This is a genomic window from Paenibacillus sp. 01T431, assembly GCF_056398625.1.
Genome location: NZ_JBFTPT010000008.1, coordinates 273,960 through 298,665, shown reverse-complemented (window position 1 = coordinate 298,665; position 24,706 = coordinate 273,960). Strand labels below are relative to the sequence as shown.

The following is a 24,706-nucleotide window of genomic DNA, read 5'->3' as shown; positions in this document are numbered from 1 at the left end:
AATGAGGAGGAATTGTGATGTCAATCAGAGAACGATATGATGAATTTGTTGATTGGTTGACAAACAATGAATTATGGCAAGCATTTGGTAGTTCTGCGCTGCGAATCGTTATGTTCTTATTCATTGGCCGTGTAGTTGTATGGGTAATCCATAAAACCATTGATCGAATTATTTTAGAGCGTGAGAACAAGATGTTGATCAACCACACAAGGCGAATGACAACCGTAGGCAAGCTGATGAAAAATGTAACTTCTTACGTCGTCTATTTTATAACCATTATGCTCATATTGTCTGAATTCGGGATTAATTTAGGGCCATTGCTCGCAGGAGCAGGTGTACTAGGACTTGCTGTCGGGTTTGGTGCGCAAAGCCTGGTGAAGGATATTATTACGGGATTTTTTATTGTACTCGAAGATCAATTCGCTGTTGGCGATGTGATTCAGACAGGGCAATTCAAAGGGACCGTAGAAGTCATTGGACTTAGGACAACCCGTATTCAGAGCTGGACCGGGGAGGTTCATATTGTTCCCAATGGCATGATCAATGAGGTTACAAACTTCTCGATTAATAATAGCATAGCGGTTGTTGATATTTCGATTGCTTTTGAGGAAGAAGTCAATCGTGCGCTAGAGGTCATTCGACATACGATGATCACGATGAAGGATGAGAATTTAATTAATGCACCGGAAGTGCTAGGTATTCAGGCTATTGCTCCAACAGGGGTAACGCTTCGAGTGATTGCTGAATGTCGACCGAATACGCATCCCATTGTATCACGCAAGTTAAATATGGAGCTGAAAAAGGCATTAGATGCGAGTGGTATTGAAATTCCGTATCCTCGAATGGTCACTTATCATCGCAATGGAAAGGGAGGCGAAAAAGATGGAGCGTAAGCAATTTGAGCTAGGTGATGTTGTTCAAATGAAAAAACAGCATCCATGCGGCTCTAATGAAATGGAAGTCATTCGAATGGGGATGGACATCCGCATTAAATGCGTCGGTTGTAAGCACAGCGTTCTAATCCCTAGAGCTAAATTTGAAAAAAACATGAAAAAGGTGCTGCGCTCCAAAGCCTCTGAAGAAGGCTTAACGTAAGCAGAAGTATGAACGGCTGAGGGGTTTTAAGGAAATACTTGCGCGTTGACAAGCACTGTGATACAATAATTTTTACATGCGGAGAGGTACCCAAGAGGCCCAAGGGGGCTGACTCGAAATCAGCTAGGCGGGTCAAACCGTGCGTGGGTTCGAATCCCACCTTCTCCGCCATTATATTAAACATTTACGGTTCCTTCAGAGGAACCGTTTTTTTATGTCTTTTTAATAGATTAGGAAATACAAAGGAATAAATAAAATAGAAAAGAGAGCTCTTGCGAGCTCTCTTCCTGACGGTGAATAATGGCTGAGTCGATCAATTCTCACTGCAAGCTGTTGAAACATCATTCGTCAATCGGAACAAATCAGCTAAAGCTTCATTAAATCCTTTTGAGCACAATCATACACGGCCGATTGAACGGTAACGTGTATCAATGCTCGAATGCGCGTGTGTTACAGACAAGTGTCTTTGGCACAACCCTCCGCTTCTCTCCTGAGTGGACGAAATCCTCACGCGATGAGAGCTAATCCGTTTTTAGACGGGTATAGTGTCTCCGCGTTTGCCGAAATGGTTCAATGGAACCACACCTCTCTTGCACCGTCAAAAATTAGAATGGCCAAACTGATGTTTTATTATTCAAAACCATGTAGAAAAATTAATGGCCCATTCGTTTCCATTTACGCTCGTGGTTAGAGGTGTCAGGAAAACGCTGCCCTTTGCTGAGCTTAACCTTCTTCGGATTATTGATTCCCATATGAAATGAGTTCACACCGTCCTCGATGTATGTGCCATCATTCGGAGCTTTGTCGCCCGGCGAAAACATTGTACCTTCACCCATTATGATCAGCCTCCAGCTTATATTTAGAGCGGATAGATAAATACACAAGATCTATCCCTTCAAGTTGTAGTATTAGCGGGCAATGGAATTTGCATGAGTAGCAGATAACGGCTATAAATGGATGAATCATCGCCAGAACTTGCTTGCGCAGCACCATCATCTATTTTCGCTTGTCATAGGCGTTCAGATTTGATATAGTATAGAGATGCGAGCAGAAGCTCGTTCCTTGCTCCATTTATGGGGCCGTTAGTCCAAGAGGAGGTGAAACAATATGCGCAAATATGAAGTAATGTACATCGTTCGTCCAGACGTTGAGCAAGAAGCCTTGCAAGCGATCGTTGACAAATTCCATGGCATTATCTCCAATGGCGGAGAAGTCACAAAGCAAGATGTGAGCGGAAAACGTCGTCTTGCGTATGAAATCAACAAGCTTCGTGATGGTTATTTTGTACTCGTTCATTTCAATGCAACTACTGAAGTTGTAAATGAACTTGACCGTATCATGAAGATTACGGATGAAGTTATCCGTTCGTTGATCGTCAGAGACGCCGCTTAATCCAAGCTGGATTGTTCGATTGGGAGGTCAGAAACGATGTTGAATCGTGTTATACTAATTGGTAGATTGACGAGAGACCCAGAGCTTCGCTATACACCTGCAGGTGTCGCAGTTACACAATTTACGTTAGCGGTAGATCGTCCGTTTACAAGCGGTGGTCAAGGTGAGCGTGAAGCGGATTTTATTCCGGTTGTAACATGGCGTCAACTGGCCGAGACTTGCGCCAACTATTTGCGCAAAGGCCGCTTAACAGCGGTTGAAGGTCGCATTCAAGTTCGGAATTACGAGAACAACGAAGGCAAACGCGTCTACGTGACGGAAGTTATCGCTGATAACGTTCGGTTCTTGGAATCCAACAAAGATGGCGGTGGATCGCGTGAAGAGGGTGGAAGCAGCTACAGCGGCGGTACAAGCACCGGCGGAAGCAATTTCGGCGGCAATGCGTCCCAAAGCAGCGGTAACCGTCCATCTGGTAATAACTCACGTAACGACAGCCGTGATCCGTTTCAGGATGACGGACGCCCGATTGATATATCAGAGGATGATTTGCCATTTTGATAATGGTGTAGCTCAGGCTGCACATGTCAATGGAGCAGTTGCACAGCCTTTAGCTGTTGTGTAATTGTAATATTTTCAACGATAAGGAGGATACCTATCATGGCTTTCAAGCAAAGAGATAACGGTGGCGACGAGCGTCCAGAACGTAAGTTCAGCGGACGTAAAGGCGGACGCAACAAACGCCGTAAAGTTTGTTTCTTCACTGTAAACAAAATTTCTAAAATTGACTATAAAGATGTTGATTTGTTGAAAAAGTTTATTAGCGAGCGCGGCAAAATCTTGCCACGTCGTGTGACTGGTACAAGCGCGAAATACCAACGCTTGCTTACAATCGCAATTAAACGTTCACGTCAAATCGCATTGCTTCCTTACACGACTGAATAGGTTGATGTCTGGAATCAAAAAGCCTACTGAGGTTTCTCAGTAGGCTTTTTTTGTATTTCTAATCGAATGATACGCATATATTCACGAGGCAAGTAAGGGGAATATGGCTCCAAATGATGGTTAGAATCATGCGCTGAATATATTTTGTATTGGAGTAAGGATGCAGGCTGCAGCAGCTGTTTGCTCCGCTGCTGGTCCATTTGCTGATCCAAATGCCATGCGCCAGCTAAAATCAGAATGAAAATGAATGAGCTGATCGCTATTTTTGTATGCCGCATGATGATCACTCCTTTAGTAAGAGTAATCCCCATTTTAACTATTTTCATTCTCCCCGCTTTGTCATCTCAATTCTTTTGACAATTTTAGACTTGAACGATATACTAAAGTGTAGTCAAAAAACAACTAAATTAACTTTTTTATCGGAGGAGCCTGCCAACAGCGGGCTCTTTTTGCGTTTTTTTAAGGCTCCGGCAGAAATGGAAGTACTTTTATAGAAATAGGGAAAAGCTATGGAAGTCATTTGTAGAGGAAGGGGAGAGTGTTTTTGCTATCTGTCATCATCATTTTACCATTTATTATGGCTGCTATTAGTCCTTTGCTGCGAAAGCTGCTGCATGGACTTCATACGGGTTGGATTATTCTGCCTTTGCCAATTTTGCTGTTTAGTTATTTTCTATGGAAAATACCAGCGATTCAAAGCGGTGAAACCATAACAGCAACCATCCCATGGATACCTTCATTAGGAGTCAATTTCACCGTTTATTTGGATGGTTTAGGTTTATTATTTGCCTTATTAATTACGGGAATTGGCGCGTTAGTCGTCCTTTATTCGATTTATTATTTGGATAAAAATAAGGAAGCGATAACATCCTTTTATGTTTATTTGCTTCTATTTATGGGGGCTATGCTCGGGGTTGTCCTATCAGATAACCTTATTGTGCTGTATGGTTTCTGGGAGCTGACGAGCATTTCCTCGTTCTTGCTGATCGCTTTCTGGAACCATAGAGAGAAATCGAGATATGGCGCATTAAAATCTATGCTCATTACAGTATTCGGCGGCCTTTCTATGCTGGCTGGTTTTGTACTGCTGTATGTGATGTCAGGTACCTTTAGCATTCGTGAGATCATCGGCAGCGTTGATACGCTAAGCGGCCATGTATTGTTTTTGCCCGCAATGCTGCTTATTCTAGTCGGAGCGTTTACGAAATCGGCGCAGTTTCCATTCCATATTTGGCTGCCCGATGCGATGGAGGCTCCAACCCCTGTAAGTGCGTATCTGCACTCAGCGACGATGGTTAAGGCAGGTTTATATTTAGTCGCAAGGTTCAGTCCAATCTTCTCTGGAGAGTCGGCTTGGTTCTGGCTCGTTTCGTTCTTTGGTCTTGTGACGATGATTTATGGCTCTTTCCGAGCGATGAAGCAGACGGATTTAAAATCATTACTCGCGTTCTCAACGATTAGCCAGCTCGGCTTGCTGATGAGTTTATTTGGACTTGGATCGGCGGCGGCTTTCTATACAGGAGGTACAGATTCACTCTTTTATGCAAAAGCAACGATGGCGGCCATCTTTCATTTGATCAACCATGCTGTGTTTAAAGGTGCTTTGTTCATGGTTGTCGGGATCGTTGACCATGAAACAGGGACGAGAGACATTCGCAAGCTAGGCGGTCTTATGGCTCTAATGCCAATAACCTTCTCCATTGCGCTTATTGGAGCCTTCTCGATGGCGGGCCTGCCACCGTTTAATGGCTTTTTGAGCAAGGAAATGTTTTTTACAGCGGCTCTTAATATTAGGCAGCTGGACTTTTTCAACGTTTCATTTATGCTGGCTATCATTCCCGTTATCGCATGGGTTGCAAGTATATTTACATTTGTATACAGCATGATTTTGCTATTTAGAACGTTTATGGGACCAGCACAGTTTGAAAAGTTGGCGAAGAAGCCGCATGAAGCGCCGCTCGGCATGCTTATTTCCCCGGTCATTCTTGCTTCTTTAGCTGTCGTTATCGGTTTGTTCCCAAATCTGCTTGCGTACTCTTTAATTGAACCTGCCATGGCTGCGATTCATCCGAATGTGCTGCTGCCCGGCGAGCGTTTCCTCGTGCATATTCAATTCTGGCATGGCTGGACAGCTGAAATATTTATGACGATGGGCGTCGTTATTGCAGGGACACTTTTGTTCAAGTTTCATCAACGTATCCAGTGGATCAATCAACCGCTCTTCCAGCACATCTCATTGAACCAAATGTATGATGGAGGGCTTCGAGTATTGGATAGAGGCTCCAATCGGTTGACCAACCGTTATATGACGGGTTCCATTCGCCACTACTTGATGTACATTTTTGTATTTCTAATTGTGTCGCTTGGGTTAACGATGATCCAAGAGAAAGTGAATGTGTTTCAGTTCTCGGATTATGCTCCAATATCCGTATATGAGGCGGTTATTATTATCGTCTTAGTCATATCGGTTATTGCCATACCGTTTACGAAGTCGAGAATGATGGCTATCATTTTAACGGGTGCGGCAGGTTATATGGTCACCTTGTTTTTTGTCATCCTACAGGCGCCTGATCTAGCTTTGACTCAGATGATCGTCGAGACAGTATCGGTGACGCTGTTCCTCTTATGTTTCTATCATTTGCCGAAGCTGAGCAAGGAAATAGCCGCCCTGCGTTTTCGACTATCTAATTTCGTTATTGCGCTTAGTGTGGGAATTATAATGACATTAATTGCGCTTGGTGCAAGCGGAAATCGCGCGTTTGATTCTATATCAGACTTTTTCTTAAAAGAGAGCTACGAATTAGCGGGCGGCAAAAATGTGGTTAACGTCATCCTCGTTGATTTCCGCGGCTTTGATACGATGCTTGAAATTGTTGTCCTTGCCATCGCATCGTTAGGTATTTATTCCATGATTAAGCTGAAGCTGGATACAGAGGATGAAAGAGTGTTTCTGCCTAAGCAAAGCAATAGAGGAAAGCTGGCGTTTCCAGTAGTAAGAAGCAACGATGTTATTCTGAAAACGATAGCGAAAGTCGTTATCTTCATTATATTAACGTTCTCAGTGTATTTGATGTTCGCAGGGCATAACCACCCAGGCGGAGGATTTATCGGGGCATTAATGGCGTCGGCTGCATTTATTTTGCTTACGATGGCCTTTGGATTGCAGACGATGCGAGAGGTCATTCCTATCGATTTCCGAGTATTAACAGCGATTGGGCTGTCGATTGCTATTTTGACGGGAGTAGGATCTTTTATATTTGATGCACCATTCCTCAGTCATGCCTTTGGTCACTTCGAGCTGCCGCTATTGGGCGATACGGAGCTTGCTACGGCAATGCTGTTTGATTTAGGGGTATATTTGACCGTTATTGGCGTGACGATGACCATCATTTTAACGATAGGGAGGGATAAGTAGCTATGGAATTGTATATGTCACTCGCAATCGGTGTTATTTTTACAGTCGGGGTCTATCTGATCTTGTCCAAAAGCCTGCTGCGTATCATTTTGGGAACCTCTATCCTTACCCATGGTGTTCATTTGCTGCTGCTTACGATGTCCAAGCTGAAAACAGGAGCTGCGCCGCTGCTTGGCGAAAAGGCGGAAACGTATGTTGATCCGCTGCCGCAGGCTCTGATTCTAACTTCTATCGTCATTAGCTTTGGCGTAACCTCTTTTTTCTTTGTACTCGCGTATAAGGCTTATCAGAAGCTGGGTACTGACGATATGGAGCAGTTAAGGGGGAATGACGATGAATAATCTGCTTGTATTCCCGCTTCTCATTCCTTTGTGTACGGCAGTTATTCTTTTGTTTTTTAAAAATAGTGTGATCGGGCAGCGTTGGATAAGTGCGATTGGTATGCTTTTTAATCTGGCTGCAGCTATTGTCCTTATCTATCAAGTAAAAACGGAGGGCATTCAAACGCTGCATATGGGAGGCTGGCTGCCGCCGTATGGTATTGTGTTCGTTGGGGATATGCTTGCCGCATTGCTTGTTTTGGCTACTTCGATTGTCGGCACCTTCTGTTTGTTCTTTGCATTCGGAACGATCGGCAAGGAGAGAGAAAAATATTATTTTTATCCGTTTTATCAGTTTCTGCTCGTCGGTGTGAGCGGATCGTTTCTTACGGGAGATTTGTTTAATTTATTTGTTTGCTTCGAGGTTATGCTTATTTCCTCCTATGCGCTTATCGTGCTTGGAGGGACGAAGAAGCAGCTCCGCGAAACGTTGAAATATATTTTAATTAATATTTTATCCTCAACACTATTTGTAGCAGCAGTCGCCTATTTGTACGGAGTTGTAGGCACTTTGAATATGGCGGATTTATCACAGCGCATAGCTGAAGTAGGTCAGAGCGGCGTCTTGAACGTCATAGCGATACTGTTCATGATCGTATTTTCTTTAAAGGCGGGACTGTTCCTATTTTTCTGGCTGCCCGGCTCTTATAGTGCGCCTCCGGCAGCGGTATCCGCATTGTTTGGTGCGCTGCTCACGAAAGTAGGCTTATATGCTCTCATACGGACATTTACGCTTATCTTTTATCACGAACCTGCGATTACGCATCATTGGATGGCTTGGATGGCCGCTGCAACGATGGTTTTAGGCGCTTTCGGGGCAGCCGCTTATTCCGATATTGGCCGTATTTTGAACTACAATGTCATCATCAGCGTTGGTTTTCTAGCTTTTGGGTTAGCAGTGAGCTCAAAGGAAGCGCTAGATGGAGTCGTGTTCTATTTGCTGCACGATATGGTTGCCAAGGCACTCCTTTTTATCATTGGAGGAATGCTTATGTATATTGCTGGTACGGGGCGTTTAAAGGAAATGGGAGGTTTGATCAAGCGTTATCCGTTTATGGGCTGGATGTTTTTTATCACAGCGTTAGCCATTGCAGGCATTCCTCCACTTAGTGGATTCACAGGAAAATTGCTGATCATTATGGGCGGCTTTCAGGAAAAATATTTCTGGCTTACAGCTGTGTCGCTAGCATCAAGCTTCATCGTGCTCTATTCCTTGATCAAAATATTTATGGCGGCTTTCTGGGGTGCAGAAATGAAAAACGCCGAATCGCTGCCTGCCGTTAATAAAGGATTTATTGTTTCCACAGCAGGGTTATGCTTGATCGTCGTTGCGATGGGCATAGGATCGGAATGGGTGTACCAATACGTTTCTGAAGCAGGGCATACGCTTATCAATCCGGCGCAGTATATCGATGCCGTATTAAAGGAGTAGATGAGATGGCGTTGCAAATCTTATTAAACTTAATCATTTCGTTCGTATGGATGTTTCTTCACAATGACTGGTCGGCTCCGCGGTTTATCGTAGGTTATATCATTGGTATTTTATTTATAGGGCTGCTCAGCCGCTTTTGGCCGCATGACTTTTATATGAAGAGAGTATGGGCAATCTTTCAGCTGCTTGTCCTGTTCATAAAAGAATTGTTTGTATCCAGCTTCGTTGTGATTGGACTAATCGTTCGTCCTAGGCTCGCCATACGTCCAGGGATTTTTGCTCTGCAAACCGAGCTCAAAACAGACTGGGAAATCACAGTGCTGTCCTGCCTAATCTGTTTGACACCAGGGACGCTGACGCTCGACGTATCCAAGGATGGACGAACATTATATATTCATGCGATGGATATGGATGATGCGGAGCTGCTCTCACAGCAGATCAAGGATTCTTTTGAAAAAGCGATTATGGAGGTGACTCGGTAATGCTGTCCCCTTTGCTTATTGCATCATTAGTTATACTGTCACTAGCTATTTTGGGTTGTATGTACAGGCTGCTCAAAGGTCCATCCATAACGGATCGGATTGCTGCTTTGGATACGATTGGCGTCATTTTATTATCGATGATTGCAGTCATTTGCATGCTGTTAAAAACACAAAATTATTTCGATATCATATTATTGATCGGCATATTGACCTTTATCGGGACAACCGCTTTTGCAAGATATATTGAAAGGGGTGTCGTCTTTGAACATGGAGATGATAAGTAAAGCAGGAGAGCTGATTATTGGTCTGATGGTTCTGTTTGGTGCATTAATTGGTGCTCTAAGTGCTTTTGGCTTAATTCGGCTTCCTGACGTTTATTTACGATCACATGCGGCAACCAAAAGCGCGACGCTTGGGGTGTTGTTCATTTTGGTAGCCGCTTTCCTATACTTTATGATTTATTTGGAGCATACGAGCGCCAAGCTGCTGTTAGGTATTGTGTTCGTATTCATCACAGGTCCGGTAGCCGGGCATTTAAATGGAAGAGCGGCCTATCGTTCAGGCGTACCGCTATGGAATAAAAGCGTACAGGATGATTTGAAGGACGCCTCTAAAGAGGAACAGGGATAATTGCCAACAAAGGACAGCATACCTTTCTAATCGATCCGCTTCAAAAAGGAATGAAACATGATCTTTAATAAAATAAGATGATAGGCGAGCCCGATGCCAAATGCCCCTAAAGCAGCTAAAGGCTCGCCTGCTATGCCTAATAAATAGCTTTTGGCAGGCCAGTAGCTTGGAATCCATGCTCCTAAATACTGCCATGGCAGGGGGGTGAAGGCAGCAATAATAGGTCCTGCAAAAAGTAAACCGCTTATCTTGGACAAGGCTAAGCCTTCGACCTTATTTGATGCAAAAGTCGCTAGAAACAAAGCCAAACATGGGGCCTCTAGGGTTAGCAATACGATGGTATACAAACTTTCGATTTGAAGCTTTGCAATGCCCGATAATAGGATGAATAAACTGGCCAAGCTTATTGCAAGAGCGCATGGCAGCAGTAATCGATACAAAAAATAGCCTTTACGTGTGAAAGGGGTAATCGCATAATAAGCAATCATATTTTCATCCCGTTCATCGAGCATAAGAAGTCCAGCCATTGTCCCTGGAAGAAGCGGTATGACAAGCATAAGGAACGTTACCGCGAAATTGGAATAATCCATCAATAAAAAGCCGTACTGCTCATGTATCCAATCGGATAATGGAGGGAGGGCATAACGAGCAACCACGATAATGGCTAGGGGACCAAATAAACTGGCCATAAGCATAGGATCCATCCTAATTTGCCTCGCATCATTCCTCATAAAAGCTTTAATTTTCAGTATCATCATGAATCCCTCTTTCCTATTTTCATAAGAATGACCTGCTGAAATGACCGTTTAGCCCATAAGAAAACGAGTGTGTTGCCTAATAATAAAATGAAAATGGCATACATCGTTTCTGCGACAGATGGCTGTTTGATCATCGATTTTAACAATAAGAGGGTTCCTTCCGTAGGGATGATCATGTATAAATATGGATTGCCAATCTGAAAGAAACCGAGTAGAGGAAGCGCAAACGGCAGAGCATAGAGCTGTGAGAGTAGAATAAAACCGTTTACCGATTGCGAGCGTACAACTACGCCAATGGATAACAAAGTGAAAAAGCTGGATGTAAGCAGGATGCCAATCGTGAAATGAAAAGGTGAAGCGGGTACACCAATGGAAAATAGATGTATAGCCCAGGCAGATGAGATTGAGAGTAAGGCAAGAGAACAAGCTTTGGCAAGCAAATATTCGGTTACACGAAGCGGGGTAACGAACAGACTGTCATGAATGCCTTGGTCTTTCTCAAGCAAGACAATGCCGCCGGCTAGAATTAATCCTAACGCACTTGGATCAGAGAAGGTAAGCAATAGAGCAACGGTTGTTTTGTAGTCTGTGGGAATAGAGTGGAGCAATAGGAGATATATTGTGCAGACGAGCATGTAGATCAGGTAAAATTTATGGCGCCACTGGAAACGAAGATCATGACATACGGTCATCCACATTCTCATACTAAAGCCCTGCCTGTCACATCAATAAATATTTGTTCAAGAGTTGCTTCTAAGGAATGAATCGTTTCGATTTTTTCATGATGGATAAGGTTCATAAATTGCTGATTCCCCGCAAGCCCATCCATAGAAAAGTGTTCGGTTATCAGCTCATGCTGCTTTAAATATTCAATTCGAACACTGTTTTGGCCATGTCGCAGTCTTAGCTCTCTAGGAGAATCAATAAGCTTAATCTGACCATCGACAATAAAAGCAACACGGTCGCAAAGCTCCTCGGCTGCTTGCATGTTATGTGTTGTGATGACAATGGTAGTACCCGCAGCTTTCCTCTCCAAAATCAACTCTTTCATCCGCTTTGCATTTACGGGATCAAGGCCGGAGGTCGGTTCGTCGAGAAACAAAATGTTTGGTTGATGCAGCAATGCACGACAAAAATTCAACCTCATCTTCATGCCTTTGGATAGCTGTGACACCTTCATATTCGCGGCATCCTGCAGTCCAACCTGGGAGAGGAGCTGCATAGGGTCCAAGGTAACGCCTGCATAAAGAGAACGAAACAATTTTAAGTTTTCAAGGACTGTAAACTTGCTGTAGAAGTTGGGGAATTCAAAAGCAACGCCGATTTGTTCATAATAGTCGGGACCAGTGCTCTTGATTTCATGATCCAAAACACGCACACTGCCTGCGTAACCTTTAAGTGCACCGATCAATATTTTTTGCGTGGTGCTCTTTCCAGCACCTGATGGACCGAGAAAACCAAATACTTCTCCTGGCGCGATTGAAAAGGTAAGGCCGTGCAGAATCGTATTTGTGGTACCGGGATACTTGTACTCAAGCTGATTCACTTCGATCATTCGATAATTTCCCCTCCTAAATCACGCTTTGCATACATACCTTCCGCAACAATATCAAGCATAAATGAAATGGTATCGGAATAAATGCCTGGCCCGATTTCCCCCTTATGCAAGGTAAGAAGGACAAGCGCTCTGATCATACTAACGATAAGCTCAGGCTTTGTATGAGTGAGAATGCCAGCTGCTTGCCAATGGTGAATAATTGGCATTAAGGCATCTGCATCATCAGAGAAATTATGTTCCAAGAGCTCTGGAGGCAGCTTGCGTACAAGCTGAGCAAATTCACCTTCCAAGTACATTTGACGAACCATAGGGCTTTCTCCTAATAGACGGAAGGATTCAATAAGAAATTGATGAATACTCTCTTTGGTTACGAGTTCACTCCGATTTAGCGAAGCAAGCAGACGATTGCGGATTAAAGCCTCCTCTTCAAGCAGAATGTGATAAAAGAGCTCCTCCTTCGAATTGAAGAACATATAGAAGGAGCCTTGTGCAATGCCGCAAGCTTTCGTTAAATCTTCAATGCTTGTTTTGCGAAGACCAGCAGCTTCGAAGCAGCGTTTGCCTTCTTCGAACAGCTTTTTGCTAATCCATTGTTTCTCTTGCTCACTGAATTTTTTGGGCATAAGGATTCTCTTTTCTTTTTTATGATTTTATGAATAATTTTATTTTATATTCACAATAAGCGATAAAGGAGATTCCAGTCAAGCATAATAAAAGAGCAGTACCCAAGTAGAGGATACTGCCCTGATTTTGATATCTTAGAAAGCAGATCGTTTGCTGCTGTTATCTTATATTTCTCTGCCAAAGGGGCTAGTATCAACTTCAGCGTCGCCGTGAAATTCTGCTTTTGCCCACTTTAATGGAAGGTTTAGACGTTCGCGGCTTGGTGAATACTTTGCTTGAGCTATTCTTTTGCTTAATGTCTTTCACAATCTTGCCTTTGGTCGCTGGCTTTGTGGTGATTGTATTCGTGCTTGCTTTGGAGGAGGAGGAAACACCCGCCTCTTTGGAGCGTCTCATAACCGAGCCGGTACGATTAACGGTAACTGGTGGTGCAAGCTTCTTATCATCAACGGTAGGTATGCGGTACGTTGTCTTAGGCTTGTAGGTATCCTTTGACGAATAACCTCGGTATTTGCCGCTGCCGTATTTGCCCTTATCGAACAGATCATCAAGAACACTCGCGATTAAGTAGGCTTGGAGAAAGCTTGAGCTATAATTCTGACGTACATATTCCGTTGAGTTAATTTCGATCAGTGTATCTTCCGGTGCATCAGGAGCCTGCTGCAAATCGATGACTTCATCGGAATAGACGAGAAACATCCGCTCTGTACTTGTCTCGCTCTGCTGCTTCGGTTTACGCTGCTCGTTAAAATCAGAAGCGACATCAGGAACGGAACGATTTGCGGCACGATAGACGTAAGAGGTTTGATTGCCAGAGCCGTTGACTGATTCTAACGGGTACTGCTCCTTAACTGTATCTGAAATGGTGCATGCTGTGAGAAGCGGGATGATAAAGCTAAGCAGAAGCAGGTATTTCAAAGATTGATGCCACCATTTGTTCATTGTTATCCTCCTAGCCGCCGCGCAGCACGCGAACATCTGCAGGCAGCACGCTTTCTCCTTCATAGAGCATGAAGCGCCCGTTTTGCCATTCGATACGAAGCAGCTTCATATCATCTGATTGATATTGCCAGACAGACTGTTCGCCTCCCTGCATATATGGCGTTTTGCCGGTCGCCGTAATTAAACCGGAGAATTGCTCCTCCATATGATATGTACGTTCATCCAGCTCCAAAATGGTAGGCACCTCGTCAATTGATTCCAAGCGCCCGTCTATAGGGTCATAAAGCGCAAATACGGTTCTTTCTCGCTCCTCTATCGTTAAATAACGAATGGTTATGCCATCCTGAAGCGTGAGGACAATCGCGTTGCGTGCACGATTATGAGTTCTGCCTGTGACGTTATAAGTTATTAAGGAAACCTCACAAGCATCGCCAGGTGACAATGTCATTATGCTCTTCTCAGCAATGGGCGGAGGAGAAGTAGCAATCAGGTTTTTGATCCGTTTGAACAAGCTCATCGTATATACTCCTTCTGAATAATTAGATAGACCCGATAATTAGTGCGCCTGCAACATGCAGAGAGCCTGCGAATAACGCGTAGTTGACTTTACCCTCATGAATACCTTGCTCCAGCTTCATACCGCTGACAGCAATGACGATTTTCTCTACGATCCACTCCAGTATGAGCAACAGCACGAAGGAGATGAGCGAGATGAGTAGAGCTTCCCACATTTCACTTGATTTACTGATGGATTGGGACAGTATGTACGCTTGAGCAAATAATTTGAGTACGAAGCGGGTCGTTACCGCAGTATTTCCTTTTTTAATTTCCTGCAAATCATTGTACTTCGTAAAACGCGAGTCTAAAAACATGATGATGATTAACAAAATTGCTCCAGCACCTGTCCAAATCGGAATTCGAATAAGGTCAATCCAAGACATCGTCAGTTCCTCCAATGGTTCAATTTATAAAAAAGACCGCTTCCGTTAAAACCGGTCCTCCGATTCGTAACATAAGCGGCTACACTAGATAATATTTATGAAGTGACTAAGCTATTACTGTTTCTCGTATTGCTTCATCAAGGCGGCAAGCTCATCATCGACCGCTTTATCCTTGCCGAGCTTCTCAAACTCAGCATCAAGCGATTTTCCTTTGGCGCTTAATTCGTTACTGGCTTCAGCTTGCGCTTCCATTTGCAGCATCTTCTCTTCCATACGCTTCATGCCTGAAGCAGCTGAATCGGTACCGAAGCCAGACATTGCTTTATTGATTTCCGTTTGTGCCTTGGCTGCATTATAACGAGCGACGAGTGTCTCACGTTTGTTTTTAAGCTCAGTGAGCTGCTGGCGCATCTGATCCAGCTTGCCGCGCAGATTGTCTGCGAGCAATTTATTCTGATCGAAGCTCGTTTTGTACTCCGTTGATTTTTGTTCGGCTGTTTTCTTCTCTTCCAAGGCACGACGAGCGAGCTCAATGTTTTGCGCTTGTGCTGCCAGATGGGCTTGCTCACTGCGCTTCTCTACCAGCTGTGCTTGCTCTTCATAAAGCTGCTTGAATTTTTTCTCAATGGCAATTTGTGCTGCGACTGCTTTCTCGGCATCGGCTAGATCCTCTTGCATGTCGCGAATATATTGATCGGTCAACTTAACAGGGTCTTCCGCTTTCTCAATTAGAGCATATACATTCGATAAAGTAAGATCACGCAGTCGTTTAAATATGGACAATGAAATCCCTCCTAGAATCGTAGTACGCATAAGTCATAATACGCGAAGAGCAAGCGAGTCGTTGCAAGTAAATGCAGAATCGCTGCCATTCGCGTTTATATTTAAAGAAATGCTACAATAAACCAAAATGATCACCTGTATGAGAAGAAAAGAGGGAGCATAACCATGGAAAATAGCAAAACTGGAACGGAGCGGTTTAAGCGATTTATTTTGAACAATAAATTCGTATTATTTCTGCTTGTTTTGTTGCTTGTTGGACTAAATATTATGGTGCTGACGAAAATTTCATACATTTTCACGCCTTTAACCGTGCTGCTCAAGACCTTGCTGCTGCCGGTCATATTGGCGGGAATAGCTTATTACTTACTTAATCCAGTCGTCGACTTCTTAGAACGAAAGGGAGTCAAACGGATATATTCTATTATTATGCTGTTTCTGGTTGGCGCAGGACTGATTACAATTTTGCTGGTCATCGTCATTCCATTATTAAATGGGCAAGCCGTGAGCTTCGTGAACAGCTTTCCTAAATACGGCGAGCAATTGCGGGTTAAATTTGAGCAGTTTATGGATAGCGCTGGATTTATTCAAGTACAAGAGTGGTTTAATTTAAATCCGGAGAAGCTGACGTCGAATATTACAGAGCAAGCCACGTCCATTTTGAATGGAACGTTAACTAGCGTGGGTTCCTTTGTGGGAGCACTTAAAGAGGTTATTCTTGCGATATTGACGCTTCCGTTTATTTTGTTCTATTTGCTAAAAGACGGGAAAAAGCTGCCGGAAACGATCGTTAGTGTCCTGCCTAACAAGCTTCAGCCGCATACGAAACGAATTATGGCAGAGATGAACGGACAAGTCAGCAGCTATATCCGAGGTCAAATTATAGTAAGCTTCTGTATTGGGCTTTTATTATATATCGGTTACTTAATTATTGGGCTCGAATACTCACTTGTGCTTGCGCTGGTAGCTGCGTGCACAAGCGTTATTCCATATCTAGGGCCTGCCATTGCGATTACACCAGCTTTAATTGTTGCTATGGTGACTTCGCCTGTCATGCTCCTGAAGATGGTGGTTATATGGACGATTGTTCAATTAATCGAAGGCAAGTTCATCTCGCCGCAAATCATGGGCAAAACGCTGCATATCCATCCGATTACCATTATTTTTGTTATTTTGACAGCAGGCAACTTGTTTGGCCTTGCAGGGATTGTACTCGCGGTACCGGGTTATGCAGTCATCAAGGTCGTTGTGATTCATCTGTTCGAATGGTTTAGAAGCCGCTCGATTCTTTATGAAGCAGATAAGAAAGGCGAAAACGTGCTATAATAACCGATTTCGCTTAAGCAGCTTGAAATATATAAATACAATACCGAAAGCCAGCAGGTAGGATAAAAAGGTATACCCTATATTCCAGCCGTTGCCGTAGGATACTTTGCCAAAGATTAGAGCCATAAACTCAAGCAGTGTAGTGCCCAGTATGAACAAGAACAAGATTAGCATAGTTAATACGGGGCGTGAGTTGATCAACCAGATCATAAAGCATGCTAGTAGCGGGTAAAGACCGATATCAAGCGGCAAAGCGGAAACGGACTCGTCATTGGGGATAAGAGGAGTGAAATCCCAAAACTTTAATTGAAAACCAATTGAGTTGATGACTAAAGAGGAGACCGCTCCGATAGGGAAAATAAGAAGCAAGGTTTTGGGGCTTTTTATGCCCAAATATATACCGGCAATCCAAGGAACAAAGAACCCAAATATAGTATTGATAAGCATTATAAGTTCCTTTCTTGAACATTTTTTATTAGAATGTCCTGAATCCAGTTCAGCATGCGTGAAAAAGAAAAAAGGAAGGCGCCAAGTGCGCCTTCCTTTTTGTTTTAACCTACCTCTGGTTTGAGCAGTCGAATAGGTGGACCGATCGTCAGCTCAACTTTATTAATGCGATGTTTGCTTACTTCACGAACGGTAAAGGTCAAATTATGAAAGCCAAATTGTTTGCCTGGCTTAGCTTCTTCCATTTCACTGTACAGCCAGCCGCCGACCGTATCAACCTCTTCATGCTCAAGCTCAGCTCCTATAAGGTCGCCCAGCTCAGTAAGCGATACCTTGCCATCCAGCATATAAGATGTATCCGACAGCATCTCGATATCTTTGCGTTCATCGGCATCAAATTCATCTCTGATATCGCCGACAATTTCCTCCAAAATATCCTCAATCGTTACAAGGCCGGAAGTGCCGCCATACTCATCTACGACGATCGCAAAGTGTACGCGTTCCTGCTGCATTCGTTTTAGCAATGTCTTGACAGGCATCACCTCGGATACGGACATGACAGGCTGTATAAGTGTTTGCAAATCAATTTCTTTGTTTACTTGATATTGAAGAAACAATTGCTTCGTGTTGATCATCCCGACGATATGGTCTTTGCTGTCGCCGGCAACAGGGAAGCGGGTATATTGTTCCTTGCGAATGATATCCATGTTTTCTTGCAGTGTATTGTTCTTATATAAGACGGTCATGTCTGTACGCGGAACCATAATTTCTTTAGCTAAAATTTCATCAAAAGCAAAGATCCGATTTACGTAACCATATTCCGTATTGTTGATTTTACCGCTCTCTAAGCTGTCTGTTAAAATAATTTGAATTTCTTCTTCGGAATGGGCGTTCTCATGCTCCTTCGCTGGCTTTAAGCCAAACAAACGAACCAACGCATTGGCAGATCCATTCAAGACCCAGATGAAGGGGTACATGACTTTGTAGAAAAGAATAATCGGTTTCACGACAGTGAAGCTGACAAGCTCTGCCTTCTGGATGGCAATGCTCTTAGGAGCAAGCTCACCAACGACCACATGGATAAATGTGATGAATAAAAAGGCGATTAGAAATGACAAAATGTGACTCAAATTACTGTTTAGATTCCATTGCTCGAATAGAGGGAGAAGCAGTTTTTCAACGGTAGGTTCTCCTAACCAACCAAGTCCGAGCGCTGTAATTGTAATGCCGAGCTGACAGGCAGATAGGTAACCATCCAAATTGCTTACAACACGTTGAACGGCAATTGCGTTTTTCTTGCCTTCAACTACTAACTGGTCGACACGGCTGGAACGAAGCTTAATGATTGCAAATTCAGTAGCTACGAAAAAAGCGGTTAACACAATTAGTAAAGCAACTAAGAGCAGATTAAGTCCTATACCCATAATAAATGTTCACAATCCTTCTTATTCGTATTTAATTGATGTTATTTAATAGTACGAACTTTCTGCCAATTCATCAAACCGCTGAAAAAGGGTTATACGGCTGCAAAAGCCCAATTTTACCGATTTAGAGAAGCCAGTAGAACAATATTAGCCGATACCTAGCGATTACGAGATTATTTGTCTGGTTTAATGAATAGTTCTTATGAACTCGAAATCAATAAAAAAAAGAACGGCAGCAGGCCGTCCATTTTTTTTGAAATATAAGAAAGGATATGATTTACTGTTACTCACCTTATATTTCGTAGTCTAGGCGATATTAAAACTTATTTGCTTGCTGCTCTGACCACTCACCGATGACAGGCAGCTTATTCAGCTTCCCTTGCAGCGTGAGCAGCATGAGGCCAATCCATGCAATGAAAGCGGCTAGACCAAGCAATATCCCTAGCAGCCAACCAATTATCGGGATAAAGCCTAACAAAATATTAGCGGCGATGAAAGCGACCGATAAGACGATAGACTGTACAGCATGCAATCTAACGAAGCGGCTCTTCTTCTCTAGCACAAGGAATATAATGCCGGTTATAAAACCTGCCAGGTAGCAAAGCAAGCCTGCTACTTTCGGATCAAGTCCCGTTGATGAGCTGTCTGGTTGTAAGGATGGAGGTTGATTCAAGAGATTCACCCTTTCTATTTTACCTATACTTGCAATGATTGTATTCGTCATACATTTTCAGTAGACCTCTTTATTTTATAAAATATTATCCAAAATTGGTATCAAAACTTTGTAAAAGGTTTGTAACCTGTTTCGACAAATTATCGTCTAAACTAAAGAATGCGTATTTATAAAAGAATTGATAAGATAGGAGAAGTCATCATATTATGAATAAAATGAATAAACGTAGATGGTTAATTGCTGCATCAGCTGCAGTAGTGCTTCTTGGTGTTGTTGGTTTTTTCAACAGAGGAACATTGGCTATGCTAGGGTTTGATTGGTTTCTGGAAGGTCAGGTAAAGAAGCAGCTCGAGCAATCTTATAAACCTATCGATGGACGGGAACCCGTTCCAGTGAGTACAATTAATAAGAAACAAGATCCATTCTCCATCCTGCTGCTCGGCATTGACCAACGCGGCAAGGAGACTGGACGATCGGATACGATGATCTATACAGTCGTTCGTCCAAATGACGGCGAGATGCTCATGGTTTCCATACCGCGTGATACGTATGTAGATATCGTCGGTAAAAATAAAGAGGACAAGATTACGCATGCATACGCTTTTGGCGGTGCGGGAATGGCAATGAACACGGTTGAGAAGTTTCTAGACACACCTATTCAATATTACGCTTCAATTAACTTTGAAGGATTCCGTAACGTGATCGACACGCTTGGCGGAATTTCGCTTCCTATCGAAGAGGATATTGTGAATAAGGATGCTGATCATGAGAAATTTGTCATTAAAGCTGGCCAGGAAACTTACAACGGTAAGGATACACTGAACTATGTTCGTTATCGTGAGGATGCTGGCGGCGATATCAATCGTACAGAGCGTCATCAGATTTTCTTGAATCTTCTTATGGATAAAGCGAAACAAATGAATCAATGGTCCAAAATTCCTGAGCTTATGGATATTATGGGCGATAATTTCAGTACGGATATGCGTCCACAGCAGCTAGTCGATTTAGGTCAAATCATGCTCATGGCGAAGGATCGCAAAATCTACAGCCATTCGCTGCTTGGTGACGGACATCGCTTGAAGAGCGGCGGAGCTTGGTATTATTTTGCCGATGAGGAAGATTTGTCGAAGGTACAAACCATGATTAAAAACTGGTTAAATGCAGATACACCTGCTTCCAGTCTAATATTGCCTGATAAGTACAATGAAGATAAGGTCAAAGATGTAGGTGCATTATCAAGCAGCGAAACGACGACTAAGCAGCCTTAATGCTGTTTGCTCCGCTCCGTCTTGCTGCTTTAGGACCAATAGGAATGGAAAGAGCAAACGGAACGGAGTGGTTTAAGAAAAATGAATATCGCGTTTTTTTTGTTGCCGAAGCAAGAGGTCGTGTGTGTTACTCAGGATGTAACGTTAAGACAAACGCTAGAGCGTATGGAGTATCATCGCTATACGGCGGTTCCTATCATTAATGATGATGGCGGTTATGCAGGTACGGTTACGGAAGGCGATTTGTTATGGTATTTTAAAAATCATGCTGACTTATCACTGGAACAAACCAATAAGGTGAAGCTAATTGATGTACCGCTTCGAATGAACAACAAGACGGTACGAATTGATGCCAATATGGATGATCTGATCTCGCTGGCGAAGGTGCAAAACTTTGTACCGGTTGTCGATGATATGAACCGTTTTATTGGCATTGTACGCAGAAGCGAGATCATTGATTATTGCCAAAAAATTATTATGGAGCAGCATAATGTGCTGCAGGATAAATAAGAAACGGCAGCGATTGGGATCGTCTTCAGGTACTATTTTCAAACTAGGCAGGGCAATATAATAAGCAATAAGACGGAATAAGCTTGCTGTTCCGTCTTTTTCTTTTATAGGAAGCGCCTAAGCCGACAGTTCGACTAAAGAGTGAGCCTGCTGGAATGTGAGTGATATGTTTAGCTTTTATGCTATAATGAGTTGTAAAAGTTTCGTAAGAAACCAGATTATATAAGCAAGAGGTGAACGGTTTGAGAACCGGCTTGAAACCAGTGCTGTGGAGCTTTGCGGCACTCCTTTTATTATTGTCCCTTCTAGTACCGCTATTTAATGTAATTACCATGCTGCTGCTTATGGTGCCGTATGTCGTGCTGTATACGATACTGTCGCCAAAGTCTTTTGTGCTGCATCTGCTTCCGGTATGGGCACTGGCATTTATTATCGGCGGGCCAGCTACACTTATTATCGGATTATTTTTCCTCATACCGTCTATTGTGATGGGCCACTTGTATATGAAACAAGCGCCTGCCTCAAAGGTTCTTCGGACGGTCAGCGTCGTCGTTCTTGCTCAGTTGATGCTTGAGTTGATCATATTCGAGGCGTTCTTGAATATTTCGCTCATTAAAGAGCTCAGAACATTTATAAGGTCAACAGTCGATGAACTGATGACAAAGCAGCTGCTTCCTACAGAATGGAATTCGGATCTAACTGAGGTTGTTGCTCGTACGATGGTCAATTCTATTCCTGTAACCTTTATTATTATCGCTTTCGTACTCACTGCTATATCGCAATTTATAGCTCGCAGAGCTGTAAAGTGGAGCGGCGGCCCGGAAGTACCTAGGTTTACGCGTGCCAAAGATTGGCGTTTGCCTCGTATACTCGTTGTGCTTTATTTAATTACTTATGTAATCGAGCTGTTCTCGTCGACGACGAGCGATTCTTTTTTTGCAGTGGCTTTGATGAACTTGGTACCTCTGCTTAGTTATGTTTTTGCGTTTCAGGCTGTCGGATTTTTCTTTTTCCTTGCTCATCAGCGAGGATGGAACAAAGCGGTACCGATTCTTATTGCGATTCCGGTGCTATTGATCCCGCCGCTTAGCTTGATCGGCGTGCTGGATACTGCTTTTCCAATCCGCAAGTCGTTTACGAAACCATAGCACAGGAGCGGATAGGAAATGCCGAAGTTTTTGGTTACACGATGGCACGGAATGCATCAAATGTGGGCCTTTGCATTGATGGTGCTCATGTCAGTGGGACTTGCATGGTTCGAGTGGCTGCTTGGGCTGCTCGGATTACTGCTCACGGCCTTGGTATTGTTTTATACCATAATGGCAGAACGTGCTTTCCGCAAAGATTTGAAATCGTATCTAGGCACGTTGTCCTACCGGGTTAAAAAGGCAGGAAACGATGTCGTCAGCGAGCTTCCTTTCGGAATTATTTTATATAACGAAGATCGTATGGTGGAATGGCATAATCCTTATATTGCTAATATGGTGGAGCGGGAAACCGTCATTGGCGTTCCGCTTGCGGAGCTGTTCCCATCATTGCAGCAAGTGAAGGAACGCGAAGGAACGATTGAAGCTACAGTAGGCTCGCAAGTTTACCAGCTGATCTTCAAGCAGAAGGAACGTATTCTTTATGTGAAGAACATTACGGATCTGTGGCAGCTTGGCCGCAAATACGATGATGAGAAGCTCGTTATCGGCATTGTAATGATCGATAATCTTGAAGAAGTTACGCAGGGCCTCGACGATCACCAGCGCAGCTCTATGCTCTCGAAGGTGACGACGGAAATTACCGAGTGGGCTCAAAAGTATCATATTTATTTGAAGAGGCTCACGTCGGATCGTTTTCTGCTCGTAACGGATCAAAAAACGTTAAAGCAGCTTGAACAGTCTCGTTTTGTCGTGCTGGACGAGGTTAGAGATATTACCGGCGATCACAAAATTCCGGTTACGCTGAGCATCGGTTTTGCGGCAGGGGCTGAGCATATAATCGAGCTCGGTCAATGGGCGCATATGAGTCTTGATATCGCGCTCGGACGAGGCGGCGACCAAGCAGCGGTGAAGGTTGGCAGTCGGCAATCCTTCTATGGCGGCAAGTCGAATGCGGTGGAGAAACGGACACGCGTGCGCGCCCGGGTGGTCGCACATGCATTACGTGATCTGATACGCGAGAGCCATAACGTAGTCATTATGGGGCACAAAATGCCCGATATGGATGCGATTGGAGCAGCTATCGGTGTTATGAAGGCGGCGCAGCTGTTCGGCAAGGAAGCTTATATTGTGTTAGAAGGCGTAAATCCAGCCATTCAGAAAATGATGGAGCTCATCCGCGAAGACGAGAAGCTGTCCAAACGCTTTGTCTCACCAGAGCAGGCCTCGGCATTAATTACACCTCAGACGCTCGCTGTCGTTGTTGATACGCACAAGGTGTCGATGGTTAAGGAGCCTAAGCTGCTCACACAGACCGACCGTATTGTCGTTGTCGATCATCACCGCCGCAGTGAGGAATTTATCGCAAATGCGATATTAATTTATATGGAGCCTTACGCTTCATCAACATGTGAGCTCGTAACGGAGCTGCTGCAATACATCCATGATCGAGTAGTACTCGATGTACGGGAATCAACAGCTTTGCTTGCCGGTATTACGGTAGATACAAAGAGCTTCTCGCTTCGCACTGGTGCGAGAACGTTTGAAGCGGCATCATTCCTGCGCCGTAATGGGGCAGATTCGATGATGATTCAGCGGATGCTGAAAGAGGATCTTGAAGAATACGTGCGCAAGGCTGAAATTATTAAGCATGCTGAGGTGCTTTATGAGCATGTCGCCATTGCAGTAACCGAAAGCGGTCGTAAATATTCGCAGCTGCTCATCGCGCAATCAGCGGATACGCTGCTGAATATGACGGATATACTCGCTTCCTTCGTTATCGGAGAGCGCCAAGATGGGCTTATTGGCATTAGTGCGCGTTCACTAGGCCATATGAATGTACAGGTCGTCATGGAGAGAATGGGCGGAGGCGGACATTTGACGAATGCTGCCGCTCAGCTGGAAGGCTCTGTGGTGGAAGTAGCGGAACGTTTGAAACAAGTGTTAGAAGAAATTGAAAAGGAAGAGGGGTTATTTGAATGAAAGTAATCTTTTTGCAGGATGTTAAAGGACAAGGGAAAAAAGGGCAAGTAAAGGATCTGTCCGAAGGGTATGTACGTAATTTTCTATTGCCGCAAGGGCTTGCGAAGCTGGCATCCGACGGCAACCTGAAGACGCTTGAAGTACAGCATGCTTCTGAACAGAAGCGCAAGGATAAAGAAAAGCAGGACGCGCAAGAACTAGGCAAGAAGCTTGAAGAGATGACCATCGTAATTAAGACAAAAGCAGGCGAGGGCGGCAGACTATTTGGTGCCATTACGAGCAAACAAATTGGAGAAGCATTAGCGGCGAAAGGCATTAAAGTAGATAAACGCAAAATCGAGCTTGATGATCCAATCCGTACGCTGGGTGTTACACAAGTCGTTGTGAAGCTTCACCCTGAAGTGAAAGCGAAGCTGAACGTGCAGGCGTCTGAAGAATAGAGCAGTCTAAAGTATAAGCCAAGGTTTGTTACAGAACCTTGGCTTATGCTTACGAAGTAGGCTTTTATGAAAAACTTAGCTATATGCTTACGATGTAGGTTTTCTTCGAAAACCTTAGC

General features: G+C 43.7%; 30 protein-coding genes and 1 tRNA gene. 18 read left to right on the top strand and 13 right to left on the bottom strand.

Translation table 11 applies throughout. The features are described from left to right. Positions 1-17: 17 nt before the first annotated feature. The 3 genes from AC1DM9_RS17140 to AC1DM9_RS17130 all read left to right on the top strand — a co-directional run bounded on the left by AC1DM9_RS17140 (position 18) and on the right by AC1DM9_RS17130 (position 1,266). Positions 18-893, top strand: coding sequence for a mechanosensitive ion channel family protein (locus tag AC1DM9_RS17140; RefSeq protein ID WP_076266582.1), 876 nt, complete (start codon positions 18-20; stop codon positions 891-893). Further along, complete coding sequence (locus tag AC1DM9_RS17135; RefSeq protein WP_054025760.1) at positions 883-1,095, top strand: DUF951 domain-containing protein; 213 nt, start codon at positions 883-885, stop codon at positions 1,093-1,095. Before AC1DM9_RS17140 ends, AC1DM9_RS17135 begins: the two co-directional genes overlap by 11 nt. A gap of 80 nt (positions 1,096-1,175) precedes the next feature. Then, positions 1,176-1,266: transfer RNA gene (locus tag AC1DM9_RS17130), tRNA-Ser, on the top strand. Positions 1,267-1,748: 482 nt separating this feature from the next. Here the strand turns inward: AC1DM9_RS17130 and AC1DM9_RS17125 are convergent. After that, positions 1,749-1,931, bottom strand: coding sequence for a YjzC family protein (locus tag AC1DM9_RS17125; RefSeq protein WP_076266580.1), 183 nt, complete (start codon positions 1,929-1,931; stop codon positions 1,749-1,751). Positions 1,932-2,202: 271 nt separating this feature from the next. Between AC1DM9_RS17125 and rpsF the strand changes: the two genes are divergently transcribed. The 3 genes from rpsF (at position 2,203) to rpsR (ending at position 3,429) form a co-directional block, all read left to right on the top strand. Beyond that, entirely contained in the window at positions 2,203-2,487 is a 285-nt protein-coding gene (rpsF, locus tag AC1DM9_RS17120) for a 30S ribosomal protein S6 (protein WP_054025758.1), read from the top strand. Positions 2,488-2,523: 36 nt separating this feature from the next. Then, complete coding sequence (ssb, locus tag AC1DM9_RS17115) at positions 2,524-3,045, top strand: single-stranded DNA-binding protein (RefSeq protein ID WP_054025757.1); 522 nt, start codon at positions 2,524-2,526, stop codon at positions 3,043-3,045. 99 nt (positions 3,046-3,144) lie between these two features. Next, positions 3,145-3,429 (top strand): 30S ribosomal protein S18, encoded by a 285-nt coding sequence (rpsR, locus tag AC1DM9_RS17110; protein WP_054025756.1) that lies wholly within the window; start codon positions 3,145-3,147, stop codon positions 3,427-3,429. Positions 3,430-3,452: 23 nt separating this feature from the next. Here rpsR and AC1DM9_RS17105 read toward each other — a convergent pair whose 3' ends face one another. Continuing rightward, the gene (locus tag AC1DM9_RS17105) at positions 3,453-3,707 is read right to left on the bottom strand and encodes a hypothetical protein (protein ID WP_441878074.1); all 255 of its coding nucleotides are present in this window, start codon (positions 3,705-3,707) and stop codon (positions 3,453-3,455) included. Between the two features lie 260 nt (positions 3,708-3,967). Between AC1DM9_RS17105 and AC1DM9_RS17100 the strand changes: the two genes are divergently transcribed. Genes AC1DM9_RS17100 through mnhG form a run of 6 tightly spaced genes read left to right on the top strand, consistent with a single transcriptional unit; the run spans position 3,968 to position 9,768 of the window. Then, complete coding sequence (locus tag AC1DM9_RS17100) at positions 3,968-6,844, top strand: Na+/H+ antiporter subunit A (protein ID WP_477581216.1); 2,877 nt, start codon at positions 3,968-3,970, stop codon at positions 6,842-6,844. 2 nt (positions 6,845-6,846) lie between these two features. Then, a complete protein-coding gene (locus tag AC1DM9_RS17095) occupies positions 6,847-7,185 on the top strand; it encodes a Na(+)/H(+) antiporter subunit C (RefSeq protein ID WP_054025754.1) in 339 nt (112 codons plus the stop codon). After that, the gene (locus AC1DM9_RS17090) at positions 7,178-8,656 is read left to right on the top strand and encodes a Na+/H+ antiporter subunit D (protein ID WP_477581214.1); all 1,479 of its coding nucleotides are present in this window, start codon (positions 7,178-7,180) and stop codon (positions 8,654-8,656) included. The genes AC1DM9_RS17095 and AC1DM9_RS17090 overlap by 8 nt, the downstream gene beginning before the upstream one ends. Before the next feature lie 5 nt (positions 8,657-8,661). Further along, on the top strand, positions 8,662-9,138 hold the full coding sequence (locus tag AC1DM9_RS17085) for a Na+/H+ antiporter subunit E (RefSeq protein WP_477581212.1): 477 nt from the start codon (positions 8,662-8,664) through the stop codon (positions 9,136-9,138). Continuing rightward, positions 9,138-9,422, top strand: coding sequence for a Na(+)/H(+) antiporter subunit F1 (locus AC1DM9_RS17080; protein WP_477511803.1), 285 nt, complete (start codon positions 9,138-9,140; stop codon positions 9,420-9,422). Before AC1DM9_RS17085 ends, AC1DM9_RS17080 begins: the two co-directional genes overlap by 1 nt. Next, positions 9,406-9,768: a monovalent cation/H(+) antiporter subunit G gene (mnhG, locus tag AC1DM9_RS17075; RefSeq protein WP_477550579.1), complete on the top strand. Its 363-nt coding sequence runs from the start codon at positions 9,406-9,408 to the stop codon at positions 9,766-9,768. The genes AC1DM9_RS17080 and mnhG overlap by 17 nt, the downstream gene beginning before the upstream one ends. A 26-nt stretch (positions 9,769-9,794) precedes the next feature. Here the strand turns inward: mnhG and AC1DM9_RS17070 are convergent, their stop codons facing one another. The 8 genes from AC1DM9_RS17070 to AC1DM9_RS17035 form a co-directional block, all read right to left on the bottom strand. Next, entirely contained in the window at positions 9,795-10,526 is a 732-nt protein-coding gene (locus tag AC1DM9_RS17070) for a hypothetical protein (protein ID WP_477581210.1), read from the bottom strand. Further along, the gene (locus tag AC1DM9_RS17065; RefSeq protein WP_076266572.1) at positions 10,523-11,230 is read right to left on the bottom strand and encodes a fluoroquinolone export ABC transporter permease subunit; all 708 of its coding nucleotides are present in this window, start codon (positions 11,228-11,230) and stop codon (positions 10,523-10,525) included. Before AC1DM9_RS17065 ends, AC1DM9_RS17070 begins: the two co-directional genes overlap by 4 nt. Further along, entirely contained in the window at positions 11,227-12,081 is an 855-nt protein-coding gene (locus AC1DM9_RS17060; protein ID WP_477581208.1) for an ABC transporter ATP-binding protein, read from the bottom strand. Before AC1DM9_RS17060 ends, AC1DM9_RS17065 begins: the two co-directional genes overlap by 4 nt. Next, complete coding sequence (locus AC1DM9_RS17055) at positions 12,078-12,707, bottom strand: TetR/AcrR family transcriptional regulator (RefSeq protein WP_477581206.1); 630 nt, start codon at positions 12,705-12,707, stop codon at positions 12,078-12,080. Before AC1DM9_RS17055 ends, AC1DM9_RS17060 begins: the two co-directional genes overlap by 4 nt. Before the next feature lie 199 nt (positions 12,708-12,906). Beyond that, the gene (locus tag AC1DM9_RS17050) at positions 12,907-13,650 is read right to left on the bottom strand and encodes a DUF4247 domain-containing protein (RefSeq protein ID WP_477581204.1); all 744 of its coding nucleotides are present in this window, start codon (positions 13,648-13,650) and stop codon (positions 12,907-12,909) included. A gap of 10 nt (positions 13,651-13,660) precedes the next feature. After that, positions 13,661-14,167, bottom strand: coding sequence for a DUF4178 domain-containing protein (locus AC1DM9_RS17045; protein ID WP_076266568.1), 507 nt, complete (start codon positions 14,165-14,167; stop codon positions 13,661-13,663). Between the two features lie 22 nt (positions 14,168-14,189). Continuing rightward, entirely contained in the window at positions 14,190-14,591 is a 402-nt protein-coding gene (locus tag AC1DM9_RS17040) for a DUF350 domain-containing protein (protein WP_076266567.1), read from the bottom strand. A 114-nt stretch (positions 14,592-14,705) separates the two neighbouring features. After that, positions 14,706-15,374, bottom strand: a complete 669-nt coding sequence (locus AC1DM9_RS17035; protein WP_477581202.1) for a PspA/IM30 family protein — start codon at positions 15,372-15,374, stop codon at positions 14,706-14,708. A 165-nt stretch (positions 15,375-15,539) separates the two neighbouring features. On the opposite strand from AC1DM9_RS17035, the gene AC1DM9_RS17030 reads away from it, so the two are divergent. Further along, positions 15,540-16,697: an AI-2E family transporter gene (locus tag AC1DM9_RS17030; protein ID WP_477511796.1), complete on the top strand. Its 1,158-nt coding sequence runs from the start codon at positions 15,540-15,542 to the stop codon at positions 16,695-16,697. On the opposite strand, the gene AC1DM9_RS17025 is transcribed toward AC1DM9_RS17030, so the two are convergent. The 3 genes from AC1DM9_RS17025 to AC1DM9_RS17015 all read right to left on the bottom strand — a co-directional run bounded on the left by AC1DM9_RS17025 (position 16,692) and on the right by AC1DM9_RS17015 (position 19,292). Beyond that, positions 16,692-17,144, bottom strand: a complete 453-nt coding sequence (locus tag AC1DM9_RS17025) for a CBO0543 family protein (protein ID WP_477581199.1) — start codon at positions 17,142-17,144, stop codon at positions 16,692-16,694. The two genes, AC1DM9_RS17030 and AC1DM9_RS17025, sit on opposite strands and share 6 nt — an antisense overlap. A 104-nt stretch (positions 17,145-17,248) precedes the next feature. Then, positions 17,249-18,568 carry a hemolysin family protein gene (locus AC1DM9_RS17020; RefSeq protein WP_076266563.1) on the bottom strand — a complete coding sequence of 440 codons (1,320 nt, stop codon included), beginning with the start codon at positions 18,566-18,568 and terminating at the stop codon, positions 17,249-17,251. 316 nt (positions 18,569-18,884) lie between these two features. Then, the gene (locus AC1DM9_RS17015; protein WP_441878104.1) at positions 18,885-19,292 is read right to left on the bottom strand and encodes a DUF4870 domain-containing protein; all 408 of its coding nucleotides are present in this window, start codon (positions 19,290-19,292) and stop codon (positions 18,885-18,887) included. A 155-nt stretch (positions 19,293-19,447) separates the two neighbouring features. On the opposite strand from AC1DM9_RS17015, the gene AC1DM9_RS17010 reads away from it, so the two are divergent. The 5 genes from AC1DM9_RS17010 to rplI all read left to right on the top strand — a co-directional run bounded on the left by AC1DM9_RS17010 (position 19,448) and on the right by rplI (position 24,587). Further along, positions 19,448-20,509 carry an LCP family protein gene (locus AC1DM9_RS17010; RefSeq protein ID WP_441878106.1) on the top strand — a complete coding sequence of 354 codons (1,062 nt, stop codon included), beginning with the start codon at positions 19,448-19,450 and terminating at the stop codon, positions 20,507-20,509. 81 nt (positions 20,510-20,590) lie between these two features. Next, the gene (locus tag AC1DM9_RS17005; RefSeq protein WP_076266562.1) at positions 20,591-21,019 is read left to right on the top strand and encodes a CBS domain-containing protein; all 429 of its coding nucleotides are present in this window, start codon (positions 20,591-20,593) and stop codon (positions 21,017-21,019) included. Positions 21,020-21,261: 242 nt separating this feature from the next. Continuing rightward, positions 21,262-22,167: a DUF2232 domain-containing protein gene (locus AC1DM9_RS17000; protein ID WP_076266561.1), complete on the top strand. Its 906-nt coding sequence runs from the start codon at positions 21,262-21,264 to the stop codon at positions 22,165-22,167. An 18-nt stretch (positions 22,168-22,185) separates the two neighbouring features. Further along, entirely contained in the window at positions 22,186-24,147 is a 1,962-nt protein-coding gene (locus tag AC1DM9_RS16995; protein ID WP_076266560.1) for a DHH family phosphoesterase, read from the top strand. Continuing rightward, positions 24,144-24,587, top strand: coding sequence for a 50S ribosomal protein L9 (gene rplI / locus AC1DM9_RS16990; protein ID WP_076266559.1), 444 nt, complete (start codon positions 24,144-24,146; stop codon positions 24,585-24,587). The genes AC1DM9_RS16995 and rplI overlap by 4 nt, the downstream gene beginning before the upstream one ends. The last annotated feature ends 119 nt before the right edge of the window (positions 24,588-24,706 follow it).

Coding starts and splice junctions, on each gene's coding strand:
- AC1DM9_RS17140 (WP_076266582.1), top strand. CDS start 18: ATGTCAATCAGAGAACGATATGATGAATTTGTTGATTGGTTGACAAAC.
- AC1DM9_RS17135 (WP_054025760.1), top strand. CDS start 883: ATGGAGCGTAAGCAATTTGAGCTAGGTGATGTTGTTCAAATGAAAAAA.
- AC1DM9_RS17125 (WP_076266580.1), bottom strand. CDS start 1,931: ATGGGTGAAGGTACAATGTTTTCGCCGGGCGACAAAGCTCCGAATGAT.
- rpsF (WP_054025758.1), top strand. CDS start 2,203: ATGCGCAAATATGAAGTAATGTACATCGTTCGTCCAGACGTTGAGCAA.
- ssb (WP_054025757.1), top strand. CDS start 2,524: ATGTTGAATCGTGTTATACTAATTGGTAGATTGACGAGAGACCCAGAG.
- rpsR (WP_054025756.1), top strand. CDS start 3,145: ATGGCTTTCAAGCAAAGAGATAACGGTGGCGACGAGCGTCCAGAACGT.
- AC1DM9_RS17105 (WP_441878074.1), bottom strand. CDS start 3,707: ATGCGGCATACAAAAATAGCGATCAGCTCATTCATTTTCATTCTGATT.
- AC1DM9_RS17095 (WP_054025754.1), top strand. CDS start 6,847: ATGGAATTGTATATGTCACTCGCAATCGGTGTTATTTTTACAGTCGGG.
- AC1DM9_RS17090 (WP_477581214.1), top strand. CDS start 7,178: ATGAATAATCTGCTTGTATTCCCGCTTCTCATTCCTTTGTGTACGGCA.
- AC1DM9_RS17085 (WP_477581212.1), top strand. CDS start 8,662: ATGGCGTTGCAAATCTTATTAAACTTAATCATTTCGTTCGTATGGATG.
- AC1DM9_RS17080 (WP_477511803.1), top strand. CDS start 9,138: ATGCTGTCCCCTTTGCTTATTGCATCATTAGTTATACTGTCACTAGCT.
- mnhG (WP_477550579.1), top strand. CDS start 9,406: ATGGAGATGATAAGTAAAGCAGGAGAGCTGATTATTGGTCTGATGGTT.
- AC1DM9_RS17070 (WP_477581210.1), bottom strand. CDS start 10,526: ATGATGATACTGAAAATTAAAGCTTTTATGAGGAATGATGCGAGGCAA.
- AC1DM9_RS17065 (WP_076266572.1), bottom strand. CDS start 11,230: ATGAGAATGTGGATGACCGTATGTCATGATCTTCGTTTCCAGTGGCGC.
- AC1DM9_RS17060 (WP_477581208.1), bottom strand. CDS start 12,081: ATGATCGAAGTGAATCAGCTTGAGTACAAGTATCCCGGTACCACAAAT.
- AC1DM9_RS17055 (WP_477581206.1), bottom strand. CDS start 12,707: ATGCCCAAAAAATTCAGTGAGCAAGAGAAACAATGGATTAGCAAAAAG.
- AC1DM9_RS17050 (WP_477581204.1), bottom strand. CDS start 13,650: ATGAACAAATGGTGGCATCAATCTTTGAAATACCTGCTTCTGCTTAGC.
- AC1DM9_RS17045 (WP_076266568.1), bottom strand. CDS start 14,167: ATGAGCTTGTTCAAACGGATCAAAAACCTGATTGCTACTTCTCCTCCG.
- AC1DM9_RS17040 (WP_076266567.1), bottom strand. CDS start 14,591: ATGTCTTGGATTGACCTTATTCGAATTCCGATTTGGACAGGTGCTGGA.
- AC1DM9_RS17030 (WP_477511796.1), top strand. CDS start 15,540: ATGGAAAATAGCAAAACTGGAACGGAGCGGTTTAAGCGATTTATTTTG.
- AC1DM9_RS17025 (WP_477581199.1), bottom strand. CDS start 17,144: ATGCTTATCAATACTATATTTGGGTTCTTTGTTCCTTGGATTGCCGGT.
- AC1DM9_RS17020 (WP_076266563.1), bottom strand. CDS start 18,568: ATGGGTATAGGACTTAATCTGCTCTTAGTTGCTTTACTAATTGTGTTA.
- AC1DM9_RS17015 (WP_441878104.1), bottom strand. CDS start 19,292: ATGACGAATACAATCATTGCAAGTATAGGTAAAATAGAAAGGGTGAAT.
- AC1DM9_RS17010 (WP_441878106.1), top strand. CDS start 19,448: ATGAATAAAATGAATAAACGTAGATGGTTAATTGCTGCATCAGCTGCA.
- AC1DM9_RS17005 (WP_076266562.1), top strand. CDS start 20,591: ATGAATATCGCGTTTTTTTTGTTGCCGAAGCAAGAGGTCGTGTGTGTT.
- AC1DM9_RS16995 (WP_076266560.1), top strand. CDS start 22,186: ATGCCGAAGTTTTTGGTTACACGATGGCACGGAATGCATCAAATGTGG.
- rplI (WP_076266559.1), top strand. CDS start 24,144: ATGAAAGTAATCTTTTTGCAGGATGTTAAAGGACAAGGGAAAAAAGGG.